22 protein-coding genes are annotated in these 22,259 nt (G+C 62.4%); 4 read left to right on the top strand and 18 right to left on the bottom strand.

Annotation, left to right across the window (positions count from 1 at the left end):
- Positions 1–143: 143 nt before the first annotated feature.
- From KW568_RS08920 to KW568_RS08880, 9 genes are all read right to left on the bottom strand, one after another.
- Positions 144–749 (bottom strand): START domain-containing protein, encoded by a 606-nt coding sequence (locus KW568_RS08920; RefSeq protein WP_003254219.1) that lies wholly within the window; start codon positions 747–749, stop codon positions 144–146.
- Between the two features lie 33 nt (positions 750–782).
- Positions 783–1,037 (bottom strand): YkgJ family cysteine cluster protein, encoded by a 255-nt coding sequence (locus KW568_RS08915; protein ID WP_003254220.1) that lies wholly within the window; start codon positions 1,035–1,037, stop codon positions 783–785.
- A 129-nt stretch (positions 1,038–1,166) separates the two neighbouring features.
- Positions 1,167–1,601: a hypothetical protein gene (locus KW568_RS08910; protein ID WP_033726331.1), complete on the bottom strand. Its 435-nt coding sequence runs from the start codon at positions 1,599–1,601 to the stop codon at positions 1,167–1,169.
- Between the two features lie 64 nt (positions 1,602–1,665).
- Complete coding sequence (locus KW568_RS08905; RefSeq protein ID WP_003254223.1) at positions 1,666–3,108, bottom strand: PLP-dependent aminotransferase family protein; 1,443 nt, start codon at positions 3,106–3,108, stop codon at positions 1,666–1,668.
- A gap of 171 nt (positions 3,109–3,279) precedes the next feature.
- On the bottom strand, positions 3,280–4,092 hold the full coding sequence (locus tag KW568_RS08900; RefSeq protein WP_003254225.1) for an OmpA family protein: 813 nt from the start codon (positions 4,090–4,092) through the stop codon (positions 3,280–3,282).
- Positions 4,089–4,442: a DUF4398 domain-containing protein gene (locus KW568_RS08895; protein WP_003254227.1), complete on the bottom strand. Its 354-nt coding sequence runs from the start codon at positions 4,440–4,442 to the stop codon at positions 4,089–4,091. Before KW568_RS08895 ends, KW568_RS08900 begins: the two co-directional genes overlap by 4 nt.
- A gap of 9 nt (positions 4,443–4,451) precedes the next feature.
- Complete coding sequence (locus KW568_RS08890) at positions 4,452–5,273, bottom strand: ABC transporter substrate-binding protein (RefSeq protein ID WP_004573652.1); 822 nt, start codon at positions 5,271–5,273, stop codon at positions 4,452–4,454.
- A gap of 75 nt (positions 5,274–5,348) precedes the next feature.
- Positions 5,349–6,290 carry an electron transfer flavoprotein subunit alpha/FixB family protein gene (locus KW568_RS08885; protein ID WP_004573654.1) on the bottom strand — a complete coding sequence of 314 codons (942 nt, stop codon included), beginning with the start codon at positions 6,288–6,290 and terminating at the stop codon, positions 5,349–5,351.
- 1 nt (position 6,291) lies between these two features.
- A complete protein-coding gene (locus KW568_RS08880) occupies positions 6,292–7,041 on the bottom strand; it encodes an electron transfer flavoprotein subunit beta/FixA family protein (RefSeq protein WP_003254232.1) in 750 nt (249 codons plus the stop codon).
- 535 nt (positions 7,042–7,576) lie between these two features.
- Here KW568_RS08880 and KW568_RS08875 point away from each other — a divergent pair.
- Entirely contained in the window at positions 7,577–9,259 is a 1,683-nt protein-coding gene (locus KW568_RS08875) for an electron transfer flavoprotein-ubiquinone oxidoreductase (protein WP_010954959.1), read from the top strand.
- 71 nt (positions 9,260–9,330) lie between these two features.
- Here KW568_RS08875 and KW568_RS08870 read toward each other — a convergent pair whose 3' ends face one another.
- The 6 genes from KW568_RS08870 to KW568_RS08845 all read right to left on the bottom strand — a co-directional run bounded on the left by KW568_RS08870 (position 9,331) and on the right by KW568_RS08845 (position 14,395).
- Positions 9,331–9,732, bottom strand: coding sequence for a type II TA system antitoxin MqsA family protein (locus KW568_RS08870; protein ID WP_003254235.1), 402 nt, complete (start codon positions 9,730–9,732; stop codon positions 9,331–9,333).
- A 2-nt stretch (positions 9,733–9,734) separates the two neighbouring features.
- Complete coding sequence (locus KW568_RS08865; RefSeq protein ID WP_003254238.1) at positions 9,735–10,031, bottom strand: type II toxin-antitoxin system MqsR family toxin; 297 nt, start codon at positions 10,029–10,031, stop codon at positions 9,735–9,737.
- Positions 10,032–10,125: 94 nt separating this feature from the next.
- Positions 10,126–11,451 (bottom strand): MFS transporter, encoded by a 1,326-nt coding sequence (locus tag KW568_RS08860; RefSeq protein ID WP_004573659.1) that lies wholly within the window; start codon positions 11,449–11,451, stop codon positions 10,126–10,128.
- Positions 11,452–11,523: 72 nt separating this feature from the next.
- Entirely contained in the window at positions 11,524–12,003 is a 480-nt protein-coding gene (locus KW568_RS08855) for a hypothetical protein (protein ID WP_003254240.1), read from the bottom strand.
- A gap of 168 nt (positions 12,004–12,171) precedes the next feature.
- Complete coding sequence (locus KW568_RS08850; RefSeq protein WP_003254241.1) at positions 12,172–12,648, bottom strand: sigma-70 family RNA polymerase sigma factor; 477 nt, start codon at positions 12,646–12,648, stop codon at positions 12,172–12,174.
- Between the two features lie 121 nt (positions 12,649–12,769).
- Positions 12,770–14,395, bottom strand: coding sequence for a twin-arginine translocation signal domain-containing protein (locus tag KW568_RS08845; protein WP_259538087.1), 1,626 nt, complete (start codon positions 14,393–14,395; stop codon positions 12,770–12,772).
- 182 nt (positions 14,396–14,577) lie between these two features.
- Here KW568_RS08845 and KW568_RS08840 point away from each other — a divergent pair, with 182 nt between their 5' ends.
- From KW568_RS08840 to KW568_RS08830, 3 genes are all read left to right on the top strand, one after another.
- On the top strand, positions 14,578–15,924 hold the full coding sequence (locus KW568_RS08840) for a dipeptidase (RefSeq protein WP_004573661.1): 1,347 nt from the start codon (positions 14,578–14,580) through the stop codon (positions 15,922–15,924).
- A gap of 16 nt (positions 15,925–15,940) precedes the next feature.
- On the top strand, positions 15,941–17,230 hold the full coding sequence (locus KW568_RS08835; protein ID WP_259538085.1) for an aminotransferase class V-fold PLP-dependent enzyme: 1,290 nt from the start codon (positions 15,941–15,943) through the stop codon (positions 17,228–17,230).
- Positions 17,231–17,294: 64 nt separating this feature from the next.
- Complete coding sequence (locus KW568_RS08830; RefSeq protein ID WP_003254249.1) at positions 17,295–18,416, top strand: cupin-like domain-containing protein; 1,122 nt, start codon at positions 17,295–17,297, stop codon at positions 18,414–18,416.
- 74 nt (positions 18,417–18,490) lie between these two features.
- Here KW568_RS08830 and KW568_RS08825 read toward each other — a convergent pair whose 3' ends face one another.
- From KW568_RS08825 to KW568_RS08815, 3 genes are all read right to left on the bottom strand, one after another.
- Complete coding sequence (locus KW568_RS08825; protein ID WP_004573663.1) at positions 18,491–19,882, bottom strand: aspartate aminotransferase family protein; 1,392 nt, start codon at positions 19,880–19,882, stop codon at positions 18,491–18,493.
- A gap of 326 nt (positions 19,883–20,208) precedes the next feature.
- Positions 20,209–21,531, bottom strand: coding sequence for an ATP-binding protein (locus KW568_RS08820; RefSeq protein WP_003254253.1), 1,323 nt, complete (start codon positions 21,529–21,531; stop codon positions 20,209–20,211).
- On the bottom strand, positions 21,528–22,211 hold the full coding sequence (locus tag KW568_RS08815; RefSeq protein WP_004576176.1) for a response regulator transcription factor: 684 nt from the start codon (positions 22,209–22,211) through the stop codon (positions 21,528–21,530). Before KW568_RS08815 ends, KW568_RS08820 begins: the two co-directional genes overlap by 4 nt.
- Positions 22,212–22,259: the final 48 nt, after the last annotated feature.

The raw sequence follows: 22,259 nt of genomic DNA, 5'->3' as shown, positions 1-22,259 counted from the left end.
CCTTTGCGGGGGCGACCTTGCGTCGCGAAAGGGCTGCAAAGCAGCCCACGCAATATTGCGCCAAGCCTAAGATTCGGGGGCCGCTGCGCGCCCCATTCGCGACGCAAGGCCGCTCCCACAGAGACCGCGCGCCGCGTTAAACCTCAGTTTTTCTCAGCCCGCTCGCGCAGAGCTTTCAGGGTATTGAACGGCGCATCCACCACGAACTTGTTGGCCACCATTGCCGGCACGCTGCCGCCCGGCTCGGTGTGCACCTGGTAGGTCACCTCCGTGCTGTCGCCCTTGGGCACCAGCTTCCAGAAGCCCTCAACCTTGGCCACCCGCACAAAGCCCTTCTCTTCCGGCAAATAGGTCGGCTCTTCCTTCAGGTTACGCACCAGGCTGCCGTCCGTCTCCTTGACCGTGGTCACATGCAAAACCGAATCACGCGGCGTCACCGGCCAGGGTGTATTGAACTGGGTGTAGGTCCAGGTCTGGCCACCTTCTTGCTTGAGCAATTTCTGCAACTTGCACTCATGAATCCATGCGCAGGCACCCACCACATCTTCCTGCAACGCCTGCACCTTGGCCAGCGGCGCCTTGATCACGGTAACGCCCTGATAGGCCTTGTACTTGGAACCCGCCACTTCGCTGAGGGATACCTTGATCCCGTCCTCGTTCTTGGCCACTTGCCAGTTTTCAGCCCAGGCCACAGGCGACAGCAGAACACCCACGCCACACAGCAGTGCAATACGCTTGAACGATCTCATCATGTTTATCCTTGTTGTCGAAGATCCAGCCTGTCACGCCGCCGTCATCTGCTCCCACCAGCCAAGAATCCTGATTGCCTCGTCACGATCACTGCCGCACACCTCGGCATCCGCCTTGAAGCCACCGCACACCGCCGGCCGCTCGGGCTTGCCGAACAGGTCGCAAAGGTTGGCCGCAGTCAGGTGCAGGCAGCGCTCCCCCGCCGGCTTGCCATTGGGCATTCGCGGCATCGCAGAAGTGATGGACGGGGCGATGCAGCAGGCACCACAGCCCTCACGGCATTTCATGGCTATTCACCAAAATCAGGACTCCCTGGAACAAAACGGGACGAACGTCCCTGGATAGTAACCGCTCAAACAGTCGTTTGAAATTGCTGGCACGATGAAATCTGCTGTGACCCAGCAGTCAGTTCTCGCCTATTGGCGATACTCGAAATCGATGGCAGCGCCCTCCACCTCACGACGGCTATCATTGCGCAGTTGCAGCTGCATTTCGTTGTTGATCAGCCGGCCATTGAGCTGGAACGGGCTGTCATTGGTCTCTGGCTTTTCTGTGAACATGGGCGGCAACAAAGGTTTGCGCCGCTGGATTGGGGAAAGCGTGCCCACATTCGGCTCAAGGTTGTTGACCATCTCGACGGGCAAGCTAAGGTCCAGCCCTGTCTTGGGCAATGGCTTGGCAACCGCTTTGCTTACCGGCTTGTGCGCGGGCTTGGCTGTCGCCTTTTTTGGCACGTGCTTACCCTGAGCCGCCTGAACCTCGCTTGCCGGTTGCGCAGCCAAGGCAGGGACGACCGGGCAGCAAAACGGCAAAAGGCACACGATCAGAACAAAGCAGCGCAAAACGTTCATGGCAAATGGACAGACTGGCAGGAAAAATGCGTATGCTCCCTGTTCCATAGGCAGCTTGCAAGCCTTACAAAAGCGTAACCGCAGTCTCCCTGCACAACTGCTGCGCCAGCAAACCGAGCGTAATCACAGCCCGCTCGGCCTCCTTATTCCAAGGTATGCCGCAGTTGAGTCGGACACAGTGGTTGAACTGCTCTGTGTTACTGAATATCAGTCCTGGCGCAATGCTGATGCCCTGCTCCAGCGCACGCACATGCAGCTCCTGGGTATTGACCCGACCCGGCAGGCTCACCCAGAGAATGAAGCCGCCTGTCGGCCGGGTCATCTGGGTACCCTCGGGGAAGTGCTGCTGCACTGCCAACTGATAGGCACTGAGGTTCTTGCGATATTCCTGGCGTATGTAGCGCAGATGCCGGTCGTAGCCGCCATTCTCCAGGTAGGCTGCCACGCCCATCTGCGTCACGCTACAGGCCGAGTGGGTGGTAAACGTCTGCAGGCGCTGAATCTCGTCCTGGTAACGCCCGGCGATCATCCAGCCCACCCGCACGCCAGGGGACAGGGTCTTGGAGAAGCTCGAACAGTAGATTACCCGGTCCAGCCGGTCGAACGCCTTCAGCGCCTTGGTCTTGCCCTGCTCGAACATCAGCTCACCGTAGATGTCATCCTCGATGATCTGGATATCGAAGTCCGAGGCCAGGCGCAGCAATTGCTTTTGCCGCTCTTCGGGAACGGTGCCGCCCAGCGGGTTGCTCAAGCGCGCAGTGAGCACCAGCGCCTTGATCGACCATTGGTTAGCCGCCAGTTGCAAGGCTTCGAGGCTGATACCGGTGGACGGGTCACTGGGGATTTCGATCACTTTCAAACCCAGCAGGTCAGCCAGCTGCAGCAAGCCGTAATAGGTCGGCGACTCGGCGGCAATCAGGTCACCTGGGCGGGTGAGCACCCGCAGCGACATCTGCAGGGCATCGACACACCCATGGGTCACGATCACTTCGCGCGGGTCGACCAGCACGCCGGCATCGCGCATGCGTATGGCAATCTGTCGGCGCAGCGGCTCGAAACCGGGGCTGAACATGTAGCTGAAGGCGCGCGGGCTGTGGAAGCGCGTCACCTTGGCGATTTGCTGATGCAGGGCGCGCACTGGCAGGTAGTCGACATGCGGCACTGCAGCGCCAAACGGGAACACACCATCGCGGCGCGCCTCAGTCAGCACCTGCTGGATGATGCTGGCGCGCGTGACCAGGCCGGGGCGTTCCACCCGGGCGATGTCCGGGGTTTGCGCGGTCAAGGCAGGGGTCTGGTGCACGTAATAGCCAGACTGCGGCCGCGCCCGGATAAGCCCTTGGTCCTCAAGATTGGCATAGGCCTGCAACACCGTGGCATGGCTGACGTTGAGCTGGGCGCTCATCTTGCGCACGGAAGGTACCCGCTCGCCTGGCTGGTAGACACCGCGACGGATATCATCGGCCAGTTGCTGGGCGATACGCTGGTACAGCAGCAGGTTGGTCATGTCGACATGCTCGTTATTCTTGTACGGGTCACTGACGGTAGAGAATACCGTAACAGTTGCAAAGTGTACTGGGACAGATTGCAACATAGTCGACAATACAACAGCGTGACCGCTATCGAAACGATTAAACCGACATAAAACGGGCCGCAAAGCGGCCCGTTTCGACAAGACTCAGCGCGCTGGCGCGAGCCGACCCTTGTCATCGGAGAATACGATCTCCACTCGTCGGTTTTGCGCCCTGCCCCGCTCCGAAGCATTGGCCTCGATCGGGTACTGGTCGCCATAGCCCTCGACCTGCAGGCGCTTTTCATCGATGCCCAGGTCCACAAGCATGTCGGCCACGGACTGCGCCCTGTCGCGCGACAGCTTGAGATTTTCCTCGCCCGCGCCAGTACTGTCGGTATAGCCCTCGATACGCACTACCCGGCGCGGGTTGAGCTGCAGGAACTGCACCAGCTTGAGCACAGTCCGGCTGGCCGAGTTCTTCAGGTCGGCGCTGCCGGTATCGAACAGCACATCGCCCAAGGTCATCACCAAGCCACGGTCGGTCTGCTCCGAAGCCAACGCGGCAATCTGCGACTCGACCCACTTGCCCTGCTGCTGCACGCTGGCCAGCTTGGCCTCACGCAAGGCCAACTGCAGGCGCTGGCGCTCCAGGTCGAGCTTGGCCTGGCGCTCCTGGTTCAGCGCCAGCTTGGCATGCTCGCGGGCAATCTCGCTGTAGCGCTGGCTGAGGTAAGCATAATGCCGCACATCAGAACCGGTGCCGATGTAACTGGACAGGCGCTCGGCGCGAGCCAGCGATTCACCCGCCCGAATCACGTCACGCGGCGCGCTGCGCAGCACATCGGAATCATCTTTGACCCCCTGGAAGGCGACGGTGGCCTCATCCAGCGCGGCACTGCTGCGCTGGCTGGCACAACCTTGCAAACCTGCCGTCAGCGCCAACAATGCCAATGCAGCCAAAGGCGTACGACGGATCATGGCTGCACCTCCAGTTGCTTGCGCAAGCGCTTGACCCGCGACTGCAGCACCTGCAGCTGCTCTTCGCTCTTCTGGTTCAGCACCTGGGCCTCGGCCAGGCGCGCATCCAGCTCGGCCTGCTCGGCGCGCATGCGCGCATCGCGATAGTCTTGGGTAAGCATGTTGGCCTTGGCGCGGGCCAGCTTGTCTTCAGCCAGTTTCAGCGTTTCTACCTGCTCAGTGGCGCCGACGGCCTTGGCCTGGTCCAGAGCCTGTTCGGAAATGCGCATCTGCTCGTCAGGGGCCGGATCATTGGCGCAGCCAGCCAGGCCGAGCACGGCCAGGGCGAGGATTAGTGGTTGGGTTCTCACGCAATCTTCCTAGTGTTTGGGGGCGTCCGCAGGCACGTGCAACTGCGCTTTCCAGCGCTCGACATTACGTTGCAGCACAGCTTCGGATGCACCAGAGATCGGCAATTCTGTCAGTTTTTTTGCCAATTGCCCACGCAACCAGCTGTCATTGCACGCCGAGTTGTGCGACAGCGCCAGGTACAGGCCCGGCCTGTCCACCGGCAAGCCGCGGGCTATCAGGTCATTGCTCATACCCAGGCTCTGGGCCATGGCCATACCGGAGTAACGGCCAGCCAGCACATAATCCACCTGGCCGAGTACCAGTTTCTGGAACGCCTGGGTCAGGTTCTGCGCCGGCACCAGCTTGAGCTGGACCTTGGCGAACGCAGTAAAGGCCGGGGTCAGGCGCGCACGCTCGGACAAACTGCCCTGGTACCTGGCCAGGTCGGCCGGGCCATCAAAGGTCACCGCTGCATCATGACGGGTCCACACCAGGTACTCATTGAGCTGCAACGGCGGATGGATGTAGTCCAGCGCGGTCAGTTGCTCCACCTGCATGGGGGTGTCGAGCAGCAGGTCCATGCGCCCGCTGCGCACCTCTTCCAGCGCCTGATCACGGCGACCGGCACTCAGCACCTCGACCTTCACACCCAGCTCTTCCGCCACCTGGCGCAACAGGTCAACGTTGGCGCCGACCAGGTGCTTCGGGTCTTTCGGGTCCTGCCACGAATAGGGCGGCGCATCAGGGCTGCCGGTCGCCACCAGGCGCTCGCACTTGCCTGCGGCCATGGCCAGTGGTGACACCAACAGCGCCACACATGCCAGCACCCTGCCCGTTCCGCGCAACGTCATCCCTCACCCCTCAAGCCATAAAAAAACCCGACCCTCAAAACGAGGGCCGGGTTCTTTATAAGTGAAGCAGGCGGATCAGACCAGCTTTTCCAGCTCCGGAACCGCTTCGAACAGGTCAGCGACCAGGCCGTAGTCGGCCACCTGGAAGATCGGCGCTTCTTCGTCCTTGTTGATCGCCACGATCACTTTGGAGTCTTTCATGCCGGCCAGGTGCTGGATCGCGCCGGAGATACCGACGGCGATGTACAGCTGTGGCGCAACGATCTTGCCGGTCTGGCCGACCTGCATGTCGTTCGGCACAAAGCCTGCGTCGACCGCGGCGCGCGAAGCACCGACGGCGGCGCCGAGCTTGTCGGCCAGGCTGTACAGGTGCTTGAAGTTGTCACCGTTGCCCATGCCACGGCCGCCGGAAACGACGATCTTGGCTGCGGTCAGCTCTGGGCGATCGGACTTGGCCAGCTCTTCGCCAACGAAAGCCGAAATGCCGGCGTTGTGCGCAGCGCCAACAGCCTCGACGGCAGCCGAACCACCTTCGGCGGCCACGGCGTCGAAGCCGGTGGTACGCACGGTGATCACCTTGATGGCCGCGCTCGATTGCACGGTAGCAATGGCGTTACCCGCATAGATCGGGCGCTTGAAGGTGTCGGCGGACTCGACCGAGATGATCTCGGAGATCTGGTCCACGTCCAGCAGCGCGGCAACACGTGGCAGGATGTTCTTGCCGTTGGTGGTAGCCGGGGCCAGCACATGGCTGTAACCCTTGGCCAGCTCGACGATCAGCGGCGCGACGTTTTCCGGCAGGACGTGGGCGTAGGCGGCGTTATCAGCCACCAGCACCTTGGCAACACCAGAGATTTTGGCAGCGGCTTCAGCAACGCCACCGACGTTCTGGCCTGCGACCAGCACGTGCACATCACCACCGATCTTGGCGGCTGCGGCGACAGTGTTCAGGGTGGCCGGGGCTACGGCACCGTTCTCCGGACCTTGTAGAAGGTCAGCGACAACCAGGATAGTCATATCAGATTACCTTCGCTTCGTTCTTCAGCTTCTCGACCAGTTCGGCCACCGATTTGACCTTGATGCCAGCGCTGCGGGCAGCCGGGGCTTCAACCTTCACGGTCTTGTTGGTGGAGGCGAGGGAAACGCCCAGTGCGTCTGGAGTAACAGTCTCCAGCGGCTTCTTCTTGGCCTTCATGATGTTCGGCAGCGACGCATAGCGTGGCTCGTTCAGGCGCAGGTCGGTGGTGACGATCGCGGGCAGGTTCAGTGCAACGGTCTGCAGGCCGCCATCGATTTCACGGGTGACATTCAGCTTGTCGCCAGCGACTTCGACCTTGGACGCAAAGGTACCCTGGGCGAAGCCAGTCAGCGCGGCCAGCATCTGGCCGGTCTGGTTGTTGTCACTGTCGATGGCCTGCTTGCCGAGGATGACCAGCTGCGGCTGCTCCTTGTCGACAACGGCCTTCAGCGCCTTGGCCACGGCCAGGGAGTTCAGTTCGTCAGCGGCTTCTACCAGGATGGCACGGTCGGCACCCAGGGCCAGGGCAGTACGCAGTTGCTCCTGGGCGGTGGTCGGGCCGACGGAAACGACGACGATCTCGGTCGCAACGCCTTTTTCCTTCAGGCGCACGGCTTCTTCGACGGCGATTTCGCAGAAGGGGTTCATGGACATCTTGACGTTAGCAAGGTCGACGCCGGAGTTGTCCGCTTTGACGCGAACCTTGACGTTGTAGTCGACCACTCGTTTGACAGCTACAAGAACCTTCATGGATTCCTCGTTACTCTCCGGTGAATAGATAGTCGCCTGGGGCAGAGCCCAGCGATGCGCGTGGGTACAAGGGCACCTCTAAAAACGTATCGGGAGGCAGCAACTTCACAGTGACCAAACAGTCTTGTTCGGACTCTTGCGACAAATCCTCACGGGTCATTTCCTGTCGTGGCGTGTAAACTCCACTACAAACTGGCCTAAGCCCGCAAAACCCTGCTCCACACCTGGTCTTTAGAGGTGTACCTGCGCCCGGCTGCAAGCCTACGGCGAACGTAAAACCGCTCGTATCTTGACCGTAACACCCATTCCGGTCAATACGGCAAATCGGTCACCCTCCAGCCGCGTTCCTGTGATTTTACTGGCCTGCGGCAAATTCAAACAAACGTTTGTATTGGACCCGCCAAGTGGTGTAGATATAATGCGCGGCCAAGACAAAACGGTGTAGTCCGTCATTTGCCCAGCTACAGTTCCGCCGTTGCGTAGAACCGCTGCGAATGCCCCGCACCCATAAGACAAAGCAACAGCACGAGCCTTGATGAGTAGGAGAGAACCAGTGGAACGCGAATACATGGAATTCGACGTGGTCATCGTCGGCGCCGGCCCGGCGGGCCTGTCCGCCGCCTGCCGCCTGAAGCAGAAGGCCGCCGAAGCCGGTAGCGAAATCAGCGTCTGCGTGGTGGAGAAAGGCTCTGAAGTTGGCGCCCACATCCTCTCTGGCGCAGTGTTCGAGCCCCGCGCCCTGAACGAGCTGTTCCCCGACTGGAAAGAGCTCGGTGCACCGCTGAACACCGAAGTGAAGCGCGACGACATCTACGTGCTCAAGGATGCCGGCAGCGCGACCAAGGTGCCTGACCTGTTCGTGCCCAAGACCATGCACAACCATGGCAACTACATCATCTCGCTGGGCAACCTGTGCCGCTGGCTGGCCCAGCAGGCCGAGAACCTCGGCGTGGAAATCTACCCGGGCTTCGCCGCCCAGGAAGCGCTGTTCGACGACAACGGCGTGGTCCGCGGCATCGTTACCGGCGACCTCGGTGTCGACCGTGAAGGCAACCCCAAGGACGGCCTGTACACCCCGGGCATGGAACTGCGCGCCAAGTACACCCTGTTCGCCGAAGGCTGCCGTGGCCATATTGGCAAGCAGCTGATCAAGCGCTTCAACCTCGACAGCGAGTCCGACGTCCAGCACTACGGCATCGGTCTGAAGGAAATCTGGGAAATCGACCCGGCCAAGCACGAACAGGGCCTGGTGGTGCACACCGCCGGCTGGCCGCTGGACGTGGTGGCCAAGGAAAACACCGGTGGCTCGTTCCTCTATCACCTGGAAAACAACCAGGTGGTGGTCGGCCTCATCGTCGACCTGTCCTACGCCAACCCCTACCTGTCGCCGTTCGACGAATTCCAGCGCCTCAAGCACCACCCGGTGATCAGCCAGTACCTCGAAGGCGGCAAGCGCATCAGCTACGGCGCCCGCGCCTTGGCCAAGGGCGGCATCAACTCGCTGCCGAAAATGGTCTTCAATGGTGGCGCGCTGATCGGTTGCGACCTGGGCACCATGAACGTGGCCAAGATCAAGGGCAGCCACACCGCGATGAAGTCCGGCATGCTTGCTGCCGAAGCAGTGGCCGACGCATTGATCGCCGGTAGCGAAGGCGGCGATCAATTGAACAGCTATGTCAGCGCCTTCAAGGCCAGCTGGCTGTACGAAGAACTGTTCGCCAGCCGCAACTTCGGCCCGGCCATGCACAAGTTCGGCCCGCTGCTGGGCGCGGCGTTCAACTATGTCGACCAGAACTGGTTCGGTGGCAAGCTGCCGTTCACCCTGCACGACACCAAGCCGGACTATGCCTGCCTCAAGCTGGCCGCCGACTCGAAAAAGATCGACTACCCGAAACCGGACGGCAAGCTCAGCTTCGACAAGCTCAGCTCGGTATTCCTCTCCAGCACCAACCACGAAGAGGAACAACCCTGCCACCTGAAGCTGACCGATCCGAGCGTGCCGATCGCCAGCAACCTGCCGCTGTACGACGAGCCAGCCCAGCGCTACTGCCCGGCCGGCGTGTACGAAGTGGTCACCCAGGAAGACGGCAACAAGCGTTTCCAGATCAACGCGCAGAACTGCGTACACTGCAAGACCTGCGACATCAAGGACCCGGCCCAGAACATCACCTGGGTCACCCCTGAAGGCGCTGGCGGGCCGAACTACCCGAACATGTAAGGCCCCTGCCCTTGCGGCAACAAAAAGCCCCCGGTCCTTATGGGCCGGGGGCTTTTTGTTGGCTGCCATTATCAGGCAGTACGCACTTCCTCAAAGAGTTCTGGATGGCGATCCAGCAGCTTGAGCAGTTTCACCAACGCCACTGGCGGTGTGGTCTTGCCGTTTTCATAACGGGAGAACGCATTGACCCCACCACCGAAGATTTCCCCCGCTTCACGCTGGTCGAGGTCGAACTTTCTGCGTATGGAGGCAATAAAGGAAGGATCCACAACATTTGCGTTGACCTGGCGCTCGAATGCCGTCATCAAGTGACTGACGCGCATGGCTTCATCATGACTCAGTACACATTCACCACATGCGGAGCAGTAATCGCCACTTACCTCAGGGATCACTGTCATCTCGCCTTTGTAGCTATAGGGCATGCCCTGAATGTCAGGTGCAAGCTCCGAGCCGCCGCATATTGGACATCTCATGGTTACAACTCCTTGAAAGACACGATGAGCACGTCGTCTACCACGGACAATTTCAAATAAACGTACCCAATTGCTGTAAGCGGGCGATACACATCCTGCCAAACCCGGTGGTCAATATGGCTGGTCATGCTCTTGTAGAAATCAGTGCGCTTCAAGCTGGTGATCACCTCAAGCATGCCCGGAAAATCCATTCCCAGCGCCTTGGCGCCTTTCAATGCAGCACCCGTAGGGCGGATTCGCCTTGCCGCAGCCAGGGCTTTTACTCGCTCCAGCGGGCAATTAGGCATTCTCTTTTCCATGAGAAATTAACCTTCCAGGTTAAATTTGGCTAATAGGTTATTCCAATAGCCCCCACCTGGAAGTCTGCCCCAATGCCCCGCAGCCGTTACCGGCTCATTTGTCGCCACACATGACCGGCATCGGCTCAGCCGCAAACACCAAAGGCTCACGACGCCCGAAATACAGGGCCGTCAGCAGCCCCACCGCGCCCATGATCAGACAAAACCCGACACACACCCACGGGCTCCACGGCATCAGCGCAATCAGTGCCAGCGGCGTGGTACTGGCCCACACTGCGTAGGCCACGTTGTAGGTGAAGGAAATGCCCGATACGCGGATCTGCGCCGGGAACAGCCCCACCATCACCGAGGGCACCACCCCCACCACGCCACAGCTCAACCCCGCCAGCGCATAGGCCAGCCAGGTCATGCCCCACTGCCCCACCAGGCTGGCGTACAACGCGCCAATACCCAGCGGCAGCAACAGGCTATACAGCATCAGCGCGCGCCAGGCACCCACACGGTCGACCAGCAGCCCGGCCAGCACGCAGCCCATGTTGAGGAAGACGATGCCCACACTGCTGAGGGCGAAGGTATGCCCGGCAGTCATGCCGAAGCGCTGCTGCATCACCGTCGGCGTGATCACCACCAGCACCACCACCGCCGAGGTCAGCACACAGGTCAGCAACGCGGCAGGGATCAATGCCCGGCGGTGTTCACCCAGCACTCGCCGCAGCGGAAAACTCACAGGTTGCTCCTGGCGCGCGCGCAGGGCGAGGAACACCGGTGTTTCACTGAGCCAGCGGCGCAGCCACACACCCACCACACCGAACACCCCACCCAACAGGAACGGGTAGCGCCAGGCGTAATCGAGGATTTCCTGCGGGGTGAACAGTTGCGCCAGCAAGGTGGCGGTCAGCGCCCCCAGCAGGTAGCCGAAAGTCAGCCCGGCCTGCAGAAAGCCCAGGGCATAACCGCGCCGCCCGTTGGGCGCGTGCTCGGCAACGAACGTCCAGGCGCTTGGCACTTCACCGCCTACGGCAGCCCCCTGGAGGATGCGCAAGGCCAACAGGATCAGCGGGGCGGCATAGCCGATGTCGGCATAGGTCGGCATCACCCCGATCAGCAGACACGGCAGGGCCATCATCAGGATGCTCAGGCTGAATACCCGCTTGCGCCCCAGGTGGTCGGCGAAGTGCGCCATCAGGATGCCGCCCAGCGGCCGCGCCAGATAGCCGGTGACGAAGATTCCGAAGCTTTGCAGCAAGCGCAGCCATTCGGGCATCTCGGGCGGGAAGAACAGCTGGCTGAGGGTCAGCGCGAAGAACACGAAAATGATGAAGTCGTAGATTTCCAGCGCGCCACCCAGCGCCGCCAGGCCCAGGGTCCGATGGTCGCCGCGGCTGAACCGGGGCGGGCGAGCGGTATCGATGGCAGTCATGGCAGGGTCCGCAGATCGGCAAAGGGCAAGAGCATAACAAATAGCTGCCCGATTGCCCCGCCGGTGGTACCGCTAGCGGTTGAACACCGTATGCGCAAAGTTGGCTCGCGGCCGTGACCGCGCTGTACTGGCCGGCAGGGTGCCCGGCAGCGGTAGCCTGCCGACCACCATCGGTGCGTCGATGATTGCCATGAACGTCTCCAGCGCCTCGTTATCGGGCGCCTGAGGCAGGCTCAGGCTGACCGCCTGGCGCTCGGCCTGCGGCACTGCTGGCACTTTCAACTGGCTGGAATGGTAAAGCAGTGCATGCTGGATCTGTGTGCTGACACGGCAGAAGCGCTCTAGATCGACGCCACAATGGCTGGCCAGCTCAATATTGCCCAGCAACAGGTGAAAGGGCTGCAAGGCGCACTGCACCAGGCGCTGCAGCTCCTCGAAGCTGGCCACTGGGGCTATCCGGTAATAGCCCAAACCATTGAGCAACCGCTCCAGCTGCAGGCGCTGGCACGGGTGTGTATCGGCGATGAGAATGCGCAGGGTCTTGTTTACCATGGTCGGACCTAGGCCATTGGGTAATGGGCACGCTCCATGACCATACTGCGCCAATAACGGCTAATGCCAAGGCCATGCCCGGCAACGGTCTTCTTTGATAGAAGTCGGGAAAGCCGCATAAATCAAGTGATTGACTGACGGAATTTGCATTTGCCTTTAACCTGGCAATCAGGATTCCCATTGCCGCATGCGCACCCGGCAGTGCTTCATGGCATTGACGATGTGCTTTTCCACCAGGCTGCGGGAGATGCCCAGCCGCTCGGCGATCTGCAGATGTGAAAGGCCTTCGATCTTGCGCAGCAGGAAGCATTCGCGGCAGGGGCCGGTCAGTTCGTCAAGCGCCCGCTGCATGAGGGCCAGGCGTTGGTTGAGCTGCAGTTCCTGCGCCAGCGCCGGCACATGCCCGCCCTCATCACTGTCGAGTATCTCAAGCGGTTCGGCCTGACGCACCAGATGGCGACGATGACGGTCGATCACCAGGTTCAGGGCGATACGGTACAGGAATGCGCGCGGATGCTCGATCTGCCCGTTGTCCGTTCGCTCCAGTACCCGCAGGTAGGCATCGTGGGCAACATCCTCTGCCGCCTGACGGTTACCCAAGCGCGCGGACAGGAAACTCACCAACTCACGATAGTAACGTTCCACAAACACACCTGGAGTCGTCTGCACACCCACGCTGGGGCAGATGCAGAACTGAGTGATATCAGCGTGCGATCTTACAAAATATAATGATTCTCAGCAACGCACACCTGCGCTGTGCTTACCGTCAACCCGACGCCCGTACAACCTTGAGATTGCGGGCATACCAGGGGCGCTGCGGCACCCGTGGTTGCAGCCGGGCAAAGAGGTCTTCGTTGCCATAAATGATGCGCAACGCCAGCTTCATGGTTTCCGGGTCCATTTCGACGCTTCGACCGGGCCGCAAGCCCGGCACCGTCGAACAGCCATGGGTATCGGGACCCAGCCACGGGTCAGCCACCGCCACCCAACGCCCGGGTGCGAACCAGGGCACGCCGTTCACCTGCAAGCGGCGGATCTCACCCGGGTGGACCCGCTCATGGGCTCGGAACCAATCGTCGACTCGGTCGTCGATCCAGCCATGAAAATGCCAGAACACCGGGTTTACATGTGACGAGAACGGGTCGCCGAGAAAATCGTTGCGTGCTTCGAACCAGCGCTCAGCGAAATCACCCGGGGTACGTGCAGCAGGCACCGGCATACCGTTGGACGGGTCGCGCGGCACCGCCGCCCAACGCATGTGCAACCAGTCATGCAGGCCCAGCTCCAGTTCTGAGCCGAACTGCCCCAAGGTCAGCTTGCTCAGATATTCCGGATCACTGTAGCGCGACTCCCAGACCTGAAAGTTGCCGTGGAAGGTATCCGGGCTTTTGATGTCGCGTACCCACTGGGTGTACTCCTGGTCGTCATGGGCCAGCCAGGTCGGTGGCAAGGCATTGCCGTCGTGGTTGTCGAAGTAACGGGCAAAACCGATGCGGTCACGCTCAAGCTCCGGCTGAGGCAGCGGGAACCGCGTCCACGAAGGCAGGTCCTGCAGGGCCCTGGCACTGCCGAGCATGTGCCGGTGCATGAACAGGAAGTCCTCTCCGGAACCGTTGCGATCCTTGTGCCGGCCACGCGCATCACGCTCCTGGCCACGCGGCCCGGGTTTCCAGCCCAAGCCACGCAGGGCGGATTGCTTGTCCTCTTCCAGCTTGTGCCACTTGTCCCGCGATGCGTGCCATAGCTGGTGGAACAGCCGATGCTCCGGCGAAATGAGCCAAGCCAGCAGCTGTGGCGACAGCGGCGTACGTTCGCGAGCCTCCGGGAAAGGCCGCTTCAAGGCCAGGAAGCCATTGTCCAGAACAGGCAGAGACAGGGCGCGGTCCAGGGCCGAGATACGACCATTGAGCGTTGCCGGCCCGGCATTGCCATAGGCGCCCCAGACCTCATCGAGCACCACATGGCATTCATAGCGCGCCTGACCTGCACCGGGCTCGGTTGAAAACAGCCGCCAGCGCAACATCCCGGGCTTGTCCGTCAGCAAGTCACCCATGACCCGATAACGGGGTTCCTGCTCACTGCGCAGGCGTTCGGCGGTGTCCAGGTAACCTCGCAGCCCCCGGCCATTGCTGGCGACATCCAGAAACAATTCCAGCTCCCCGTCGGGCAAACCCAGCAGTTGGGCATCCTTGCCCTGTGCAGTCCAGCGCCAGATGCCCCGCAGGATGTCGCCCAGCTGCTGCAGGCGGGTATCGGCCAACTCGACAACAGCCTCGCCAGGCGTTTCCGGAAACGCCTCGGCATCCCGCTGGCGCTGTATATACAGCGCTCCGGGTACCGCTACGCCCGTCAATGCCACAGCAGCGATGAACCCGCGTCGAGAAATCGTCATTGCAACTACCTGCGCCTTCATTGCGGCCATGGAGCACGGCCCGTCCAAGGCTAGAACGTTGTACCTGCACTGAAATTTAACGCCGCGGCCGGGGCGGCTAAATTTCCTCCGTGTCGACTCGTTCACCCCAGGTAGCGACGGCCTCTGTGCCCTCCCTCGACGGCGAACCTACCGAGACCAAGATGACGACACCACGCTGGAAAAAAGCCCTGTACATCAGCCTGGCTGCGGCAGTCGCCGCGGGTGCCGGTCTGGCTGCCTGGTACCATTTCGCGGCCCCTGGCGGCTACTCCCGGGAAGTCGTTCGTCAAGCCAACGACTTGCAGGAACGCATCATCTCGTTCGACAGCCATGTCACCTTGCCGCTGGACTTCGGCAACGAAGGCAGCGAAGCCGACAAGGACGGACCGGGCCGCTTCGACCTGGCCAAGGCTGCCCAAGGGCGGTTGTCTGGCGCGGCGCTGACCATCTTTGCCTGGCCCGAATCCTGGACGGGCGCAAACAGCCCGCATCGCCCCACGCCAGGTTTCGTCGAGGCCGCCCGCCACACCCAGGAAGTGCGCTACAACGCCATCACCGCAATGGTGCGCGACTTCCCCGAACGCGTCGCCATCGCCTACACCCCACAGGACATGCGGCGCCTGCACGGCGAAGGCAAGTTCGCGGTGTTCCTGAGCATGCTCAATGCGTATGCGCTGGGGGACGATATCGACCAGCTCGACCGCTGGGCGGCACGCGGGGTGCGCATGTTCGGCTTCAGCTACGTCGGCAACAACAGCTGGGCCGACTCGTCTCGCCCCTTACCGTTCTTCAATGACACTGTCGATGCGCTCGAGGGTCTGTCCCCCATCGGCAAGCGCGCCGTACAACGGCTCAATGACCTGGGTGTGATCATCGATGTCTCGCAGATGTCCAGCAAGGCGCTGAACCAGGTCATTCAGCTCAGCCGTACTCCGGTGGTGGCGTCGCACTCGGCACCACGGGCCATGGTCGATATCAACCGCAACCTGTCCGACAAGGAAATGCAGTTGATCAAGGAAAGCGGCGGGGTCGTGCAACTGGTCGCGTTCTCCAGCTACCTCAAGCCGCTCAGCGCGCAGACCCAGGAAAAGCTCAATGCCTTGCGTGCCCGCTACGCGCTGCCGCCACTGGCTGACCTGAACTACGCGCTGATGCCTGGCGACCCGGTCATAGCCGGCTGGCCCGAGCAGAAGGTCGGGCAATATGCCAACGAACTCTATGCAATCCTCGAACAGGAGCCGCCAGCGACCCTGAAGGACTACGGTGATGCCATCGATTACACCGTGCGCAAGCTCGGCATAGACCACGTAGGCATCAGCTCGGACTTCAACGAAGGCGGCGGCATCGACGGCTGGCACGACGCCAGCCAAGCACGCAACGTAACGGCCGAACTCATTACCCGCGGCTACTCCGAAGCCGACATCGCCAAGCTTTGGGGTGGCAACTTCCTGCGCGTCTGGGCACAGGTACAGAGCGCCGCCCGCGGTACCGACACTTCACTGCGCTAAGCCATTGGGCACCTTTATGAACGACCGCCGCAATTTTCTCAAAAGGGCCGGCATCCTCGCCGCTGGCCTGCCCCTCGCCAGCCATCTGCTACCCGTTGCCGAGGCCGCCACGCCGATACCGAGCGCCGGCAACCAACGATGGGCCGATTTTCGCCGCCTGTTCGAACTCGACCCAAACTATGCGCACTTCGCCAACTTCCTGATCACCTCTCATCCAAGGCCGGTACGCGAAGCCATCGAGGCCCTGCGTGCACGTTTCGACCGTCACCCGGCGCTGATGGTCGACTGGGATGCCCAGTCGGAGTGGAAGCACGAGGCTGAGGTACGCCAATGGGCGGCACGCTACCTGGAGGTGGCGCCACGCCAGATTGCCCTGACGGGCAGCACTACCGAGGGCCTGGGTTTGATTTATGGCGGCATCAAGCTGGCGCCCGGCCAGGAAATCCTGACCACGGTGCACGAGCATTCCGCCGCACGGCAGACCATGAACTACCGCAGCGCCCGCGATGGCAACCCGGTACGCAGGCTACGCCTGTTCGAGCAACCCTGGCAGGTGAGCACCGACCAGGTGCTGGGTACCGTGCGGGCCGCCATTTCCCCACAAACGCGCGTGCTGGGCATGACCTGGGTACATTCGGGCAGCGGGGTGAAACTGCCGGTTGGCGAAATCGGTGCGCTCGTACGCGAGGTCAATCAGAACAGGGACGAACGCGACCATATCCTGTATGTCATCGACGGGGTTCACGGTTTTGGCGTCGAGGACATGCGCTTCGCCGACCTGAACTGCGACTACTTCATATCCGGGACCCACAAGTGGATGTTCGGCCCCCGCGGGACAGGCATCATCTGCGCTGCATCCTCGGCGCTGGGGCAGTTGCACCCGAGCATCGCCACCTTCTCCGAAAACGAAGACTTCGCCACCATCATGAGCCCGGGCGGCTACCACGCCTTCGAGCACCGATGGGCCCTGGGCAAGGCATTCGAATTGCACCTGCAAACCGGCAAGGCAGCCGTGCAGGCGCGTATCCACGCCCTCAACGAATACCTGAAACAACAGCTGGAAAGCATGCCCGCCATCGAACTCGTGACCCCGCGCAGCAGCACTTATTCAGCGGGTTTCACCTTCTTCCGCGGCAAAGGCCAGGACGCCGACGAACTGGCCAGGTACCTGACGAGCCAACGCATCGTCGTCGACGCCGTTTCGCGCGATGCCGGGCCAGTGGTGCGCACTGCGCCGGGCCTGTTGAATACCGAAGCGGAAATCGACCGACTGGTCGACGTGCTGCGCCAGCGCTTGCGCGCCTGACAGGCCGCGCCAGGCATCGCGATCCCATGCCTAACCTGCACAACGACAACCGACGAGGCTTACCGTGGACTTTCAGCGCATACTCGAAAAACTGTTCGTCAATGCCCATGCCGTCGGTATCGAAGGCGTGTTCCAGTTCGACTTCGGCCAGGGGCTCGCCTACTGGTCGGAGGTATGCGACAACCCATGCACGGGGGGGGGCCGGCATGAGGCTCCGGACGTCACGATCGAAGTGGCCCAGGATGACTTCCTCGGCATCATGGCGGGCGCTGTCGACGTAGAGGAGCTGTTCGCCAGCGGACGCCTGAAAATAACCGGCAACATGGGCCTGGCGACCCTGCTGCCGCAGGTTATCAGCAGCGCGCGGCAGGGCACGACCGCCAGCAAGGCCGCGATGAACCAGCGCTACCCCACGCCAGGACGCTACAGCGAGGAGGTCTCGGCAGCCCAACCCGCGCTGCATGAGGTACAACGCCTGTCACGGGCCGAAATGCCGCCGTCGCGGTTTCACCATGAACACCTTTCAACGGGCGTGCCAGTGGTGCTGAGCGATGCCCTTGGCGACTGGCCGCTGTTCACCATGGGCCGTGACGCTTCGCTGGCCCACTTTGCCGAGCTGCAGGGCATCACCCGGCATGGTGACTACGTGAAGAAGACGTTCTCTACCGACCGCGACTTCCGCGCCACCCCCATGGCCGACTTCATCGCTTCGCTCGACAAGCCGGCCAAGCCCGGCGAGCCGCCCGCCTACATGGGCAACAATATCGTGCCGGAAAAGCTGCAGGCTCTGATCCGCTACCCGGACTACTTCGATCGCCAGCGCTTCATTCCACCGCGCATCTGGATCGGTCCCAAAGGCACCCTTACACCCCTGCACCGGGATGACACCGACAACCTGTTCGCCCAGGTCTGGGGGCAGAAATCGTTCATTCTGGCAGCACCGCACCATCGCGCCGCACTGGGCACCTGGTCAACCAGCCCGAAGGGCGGCCTGGACGGCTGCGATTTCAACCCCGATGCCCCCGACTACGAACGCTTCCCCGAAGCCCTTAAGGTGCCCTTCCTGCGTGTGGTGTTGCAGGCCGGCGACTTGCTGTTCCTGCCCGAGGGCTGGTTCCACCAGGTAGAGTCAGTGTCCACGTCGCTGTCCGTGAACTTCTGGGTAGACTCCGGACGCGGCTGGTAACCGGCGTGACGGCAACCTGATCTTGATGGGCCATTGGCGCAGGCGATGGGCCGCAACGCGGCCCTGACAAAGGTTCAGACTGCCGCGATCAACGCCTCTGCAAAGCGCTGCGCCACGTCATCGATCTGCTCAGCGCTGATGATCAACGGCGGCAGGAAGCGCACCACCGCGCCATGCCGCCCGCCCAGTTCCAGGATCAACCCGCGCTTGAGGCACTCGCGCTGCACCTTGGCCGCCAGCTCTCGGTTGGCCTGTGGATACCCCAAGGCATCCCACTCGCCCTGCGCCTCCACCAGTTCGACCCCAAGCATCAAGCCACGCCCACGCACATCACCCAATTGCGGATAGTCGCGTTGTAATTGCTGTAAGTGCTGACGAAGGCGCAGCCCCATGGCCTCGGCATGCTCGGCCAGGCGATGCTCGACCAGGTAGTGGATCACCGCCGAACCCGCCGCCATGGCCATCTGGTTGCCACGGAAGGTACCGGCATGGGCGCCCGGCTTCCAGGTGTCCAGCCAGTCGCGATAGACGACTACCGCCAGCGGCAGGCTGCCACCGATGGCTTTGGACAAGGTGACCACATCGGGCACGATGCCGGCGTGCTCGAAGGCGAACATGCGCCCGGTACGGGCGAAGCCGCTCTGGATCTCATCGACGATCAACGCCACGCCCGCCTGCTCGGTAATGCGCCGCACGCCCTTGAGCCATTCGATGTCGGCCGGAATTACCCCGCCCTCACCCTGTACCACTTCGAGGATCACGGCGGCGGGCAGCGGCACGCCGCTTTCCGGATCGAGCAGCAGGTTTTCCAGGTAATGCAGGTTGGCCTTGACCCCGGCCTCACCACCCAGGCCGAACGGGCAGCGGTAGTCGTAGGGGTACGGCATGAACTGCACGCCGCTGCTCAGCAACGCACCCAGTGGCTGCTTGGGGCCAAGGCTACCCATCAGACTCAACGCGCCCTGGCTCATGCCATGGTAGGCGCCGTGGAAGGCCAGCACGGTGCTGCGCCCGGTTGCACCACGCACCAGTTTGAGCGCCGCTTCAACGGCGTCGGTACCGGTTGGGCCGCAGAACTGCACCTTGGCCTCGCGACGCAGCGCCTCGGGCAGGATGCCGAACAGGTCCTGGACGAAACGGTCCTTGACCGGTGTGGTCAGGTCGAGTGTATGCAGCGGCAGTTCGTCAGCCAGCACGCGCTGGATTGCCTCGACTACGACCGGGTGATTATGACCCAGGGCCAAGGTGCCAGCGCCGGCCAGGCAGTCGATGAACTGGCGGCCTTCGACGTCTTCGACATGGATGCCCCGGGCGCGCTTGAGCGCCAGCGGGATGCGCCGCGGGTAGCTGCGGGCGTTGGATTCCTGCTGTTGCTGGCGTTGCAGCAAAGGCGAATCGGTGAATTCGTACAAGGGTTGCGGCAAGCTGGCCGGTGCAACCTGGGCAAGGCTGGAAGCGGTGGACATGGGTGAATCCTCGCAAGCAAGCGGATGGGCGGTTATCGCTTTGGAAACGCTTGAGTGGGGGGAGGATTTAGCGGTTGTTACTGGATTTTATTTTTGTCTGTGCCGGCCCTTTCGCGGGTAAACCCGCTCCTACAAGGACCGCACCGCCCGTAAGAGCGGGTTCACCCGCGAAGAGGCCAGCACAGACAAACCCGCCCCCACAGACCGCCCCCCCCGTAGGAGCGGGTTCACCCGCGAAGAGGCCAGCACAGGCAAACCCGCCCCACAGACCGCACCCCCCGTAGGAGCGGGTTCACCCGCGAAGAGGCCAGCACAGGCAATAAACATCAATGCACCGGACGCGCCGGTACCCGCAACAAGACCCGCAAGCCGTCACTACGGCTGTCAAAGCGCAGGCTACCGGCACACCGCTGCACGATTGCCTGCACTATCGCCAGCCCCAATCCGCAACCACCACTCTGCCCATTACGCCAGAAGCGCTCGGTCAGGTGCTCCAGGTCCGCTTCGGCAATCCCTGGCCCATGGTCACGCACCATGAAGCCCACTTGGCCGTCTGCCATCTGCACGTCCAGCTCTACAGCTTCATCACCGCCATGACGCAAGGCGTTGTCCAGCAGGTTGCGCAGCGCTGCCACCGCCAACGGTGCCGGCATGCCCAGGTAGATTTGCGTAGCCTCCTCAGGCAGACGCAGCACGATACGCCGGTTGTCGCCGCCGCCCGCATCCTGCATCGCCTGCCGCGCCACCTGCTCGGCGCTGCACTGCACGCCATCCTCAAACGACAGGCTGCCTTCCACCCGCGCCAGCATCAGCAACTGCTCAAGCGTGCGGTGCATGCGGTCGGTGCCCTGCTCGGCATGTTCCAGCGCCTGCTCGCGCACTGCACCGTCGGTCATGCGCGCCACCTGCAGGTGGGTCTTGATCGCGGTCAACGGGCTGCGCAGTTCATGCGCGGCATCGTCGGTCAGGCGCCGCTCACGCTCGAGGGTCTGAGCAATGCGCAGGAACAGCTGGTTCTGGGTCTCCAGCAACGGCTGTAACTCGCTGGGCATGCCCGCCACCTGCAGCGGCTCGACACTGTCCGCACGCCTGCGGCGCAAGGCATCACGCATGCGGTTGAGCGGCTCCAGGCCCTTGCCAAGGCCGATCCACAACAGCCCCAGGCTGCCAAGCAGGGCCATCAATACCGGCGCCGATGCCGCCAGCAGAATCGACTGGTTCAGCGCCTCGCGCTCCATGTGCCGGTCGGCCGTGGTGATGCGCACATCGCCGTGGTTGTAGGTAAAGGTGCGCCAAAGCGCATCGTCGATGGTCTGGTCACGGAACCCGCTACGCTCGTCGTCCATGGCGCCATCGTGCTTGTGGTTGCTGGCGAGGATCTCGCCACGCAGCGAGCTGACCTGGCAGGCCATGCCGTCCGGTACGCTGAACTGGTCGGCGGAAAAATGCGCCTCCCCGCCCTTGGCAGTCAGCGGCTGCGGCAACTGGTCGATCAACCCGGCGACCATACGCGCCGACGCCACCAGGCGCTGGTCGAGGGAAAACATCATCTGCTGGCGCAGGTCACGCAGCATCCACGCCGCGGCCAGCGCCCAGATGATCACGAAGGCGCTGCCGAGGATCAGGCTCAGGCGTACCCGAAGGCTCATGATGCGGCCTCTTGCGGTGCCTGCGCCGGGCCCAGCCGGTAGCCCAGGCCACGCACGGTCTCGACAATGCCGTTACCCAGCTTGCGACGCAGGTGGTGGATGTGCACATTCAGGGCGTTGCTCTCGACCTCGTCGCTGAAACCATATACGCAGTCCTTCAGTTGCTCGCTGGACAGCACGCGCCCGGGGTTCTGCAGCAGCGCCTGGAGCAGGGCCTGCTCACGGCGGGACAGGTCGACATGCTGGCCGGCCAAGGTCGCCTCGCAGCTACTCGGGTCATAGCGCAGCGGGCCGTGCTCGATCACGTTCACCGCCCGCCCGGCCACCCGCCGCAGCAAGGTATGCAGGCGTGCGGCCAGCTCGCGCAGATCGAAGGGCTTGAGCAGGTAATCGTCGGCACCGGCCTGCAGGCCATCGACACGATCGGTGACGGCATCGCGGGCGGTGAGCACCAGTACCGGCAGGGTCTCGCCTTTTTCGCGCAGGCGGCGCAGCAGCTTGAGGCCATCTTCGTCGGGCAGGCCGAGGTCGAGGATCATCACGTCGAACTGCGCGGCCTGCAGCATCGCTCGCGCAGCGGCGGCGTTGCCAACCCGGTCCACGGTCAGGCCCTGAGCGGTGAGGCCGGCGCAGATGCCGGCGGCGATCAGGTCGTCGTCCTCGCAGAGCAGAACGTGCATGGTGGGGCTCCCGGAGTGGTGTGGCTGGTATTGCACCTTGGGCGGATT

Source organism: Pseudomonas sp. HD6515, from assembly GCF_024971855.1.
Taxonomy (GTDB): Bacteria; Pseudomonadota; Gammaproteobacteria; order Pseudomonadales; family Pseudomonadaceae; genus Aquipseudomonas; species Aquipseudomonas alloputida.
This window is presented reverse-complemented; position numbering and strand designations above follow the sequence as displayed.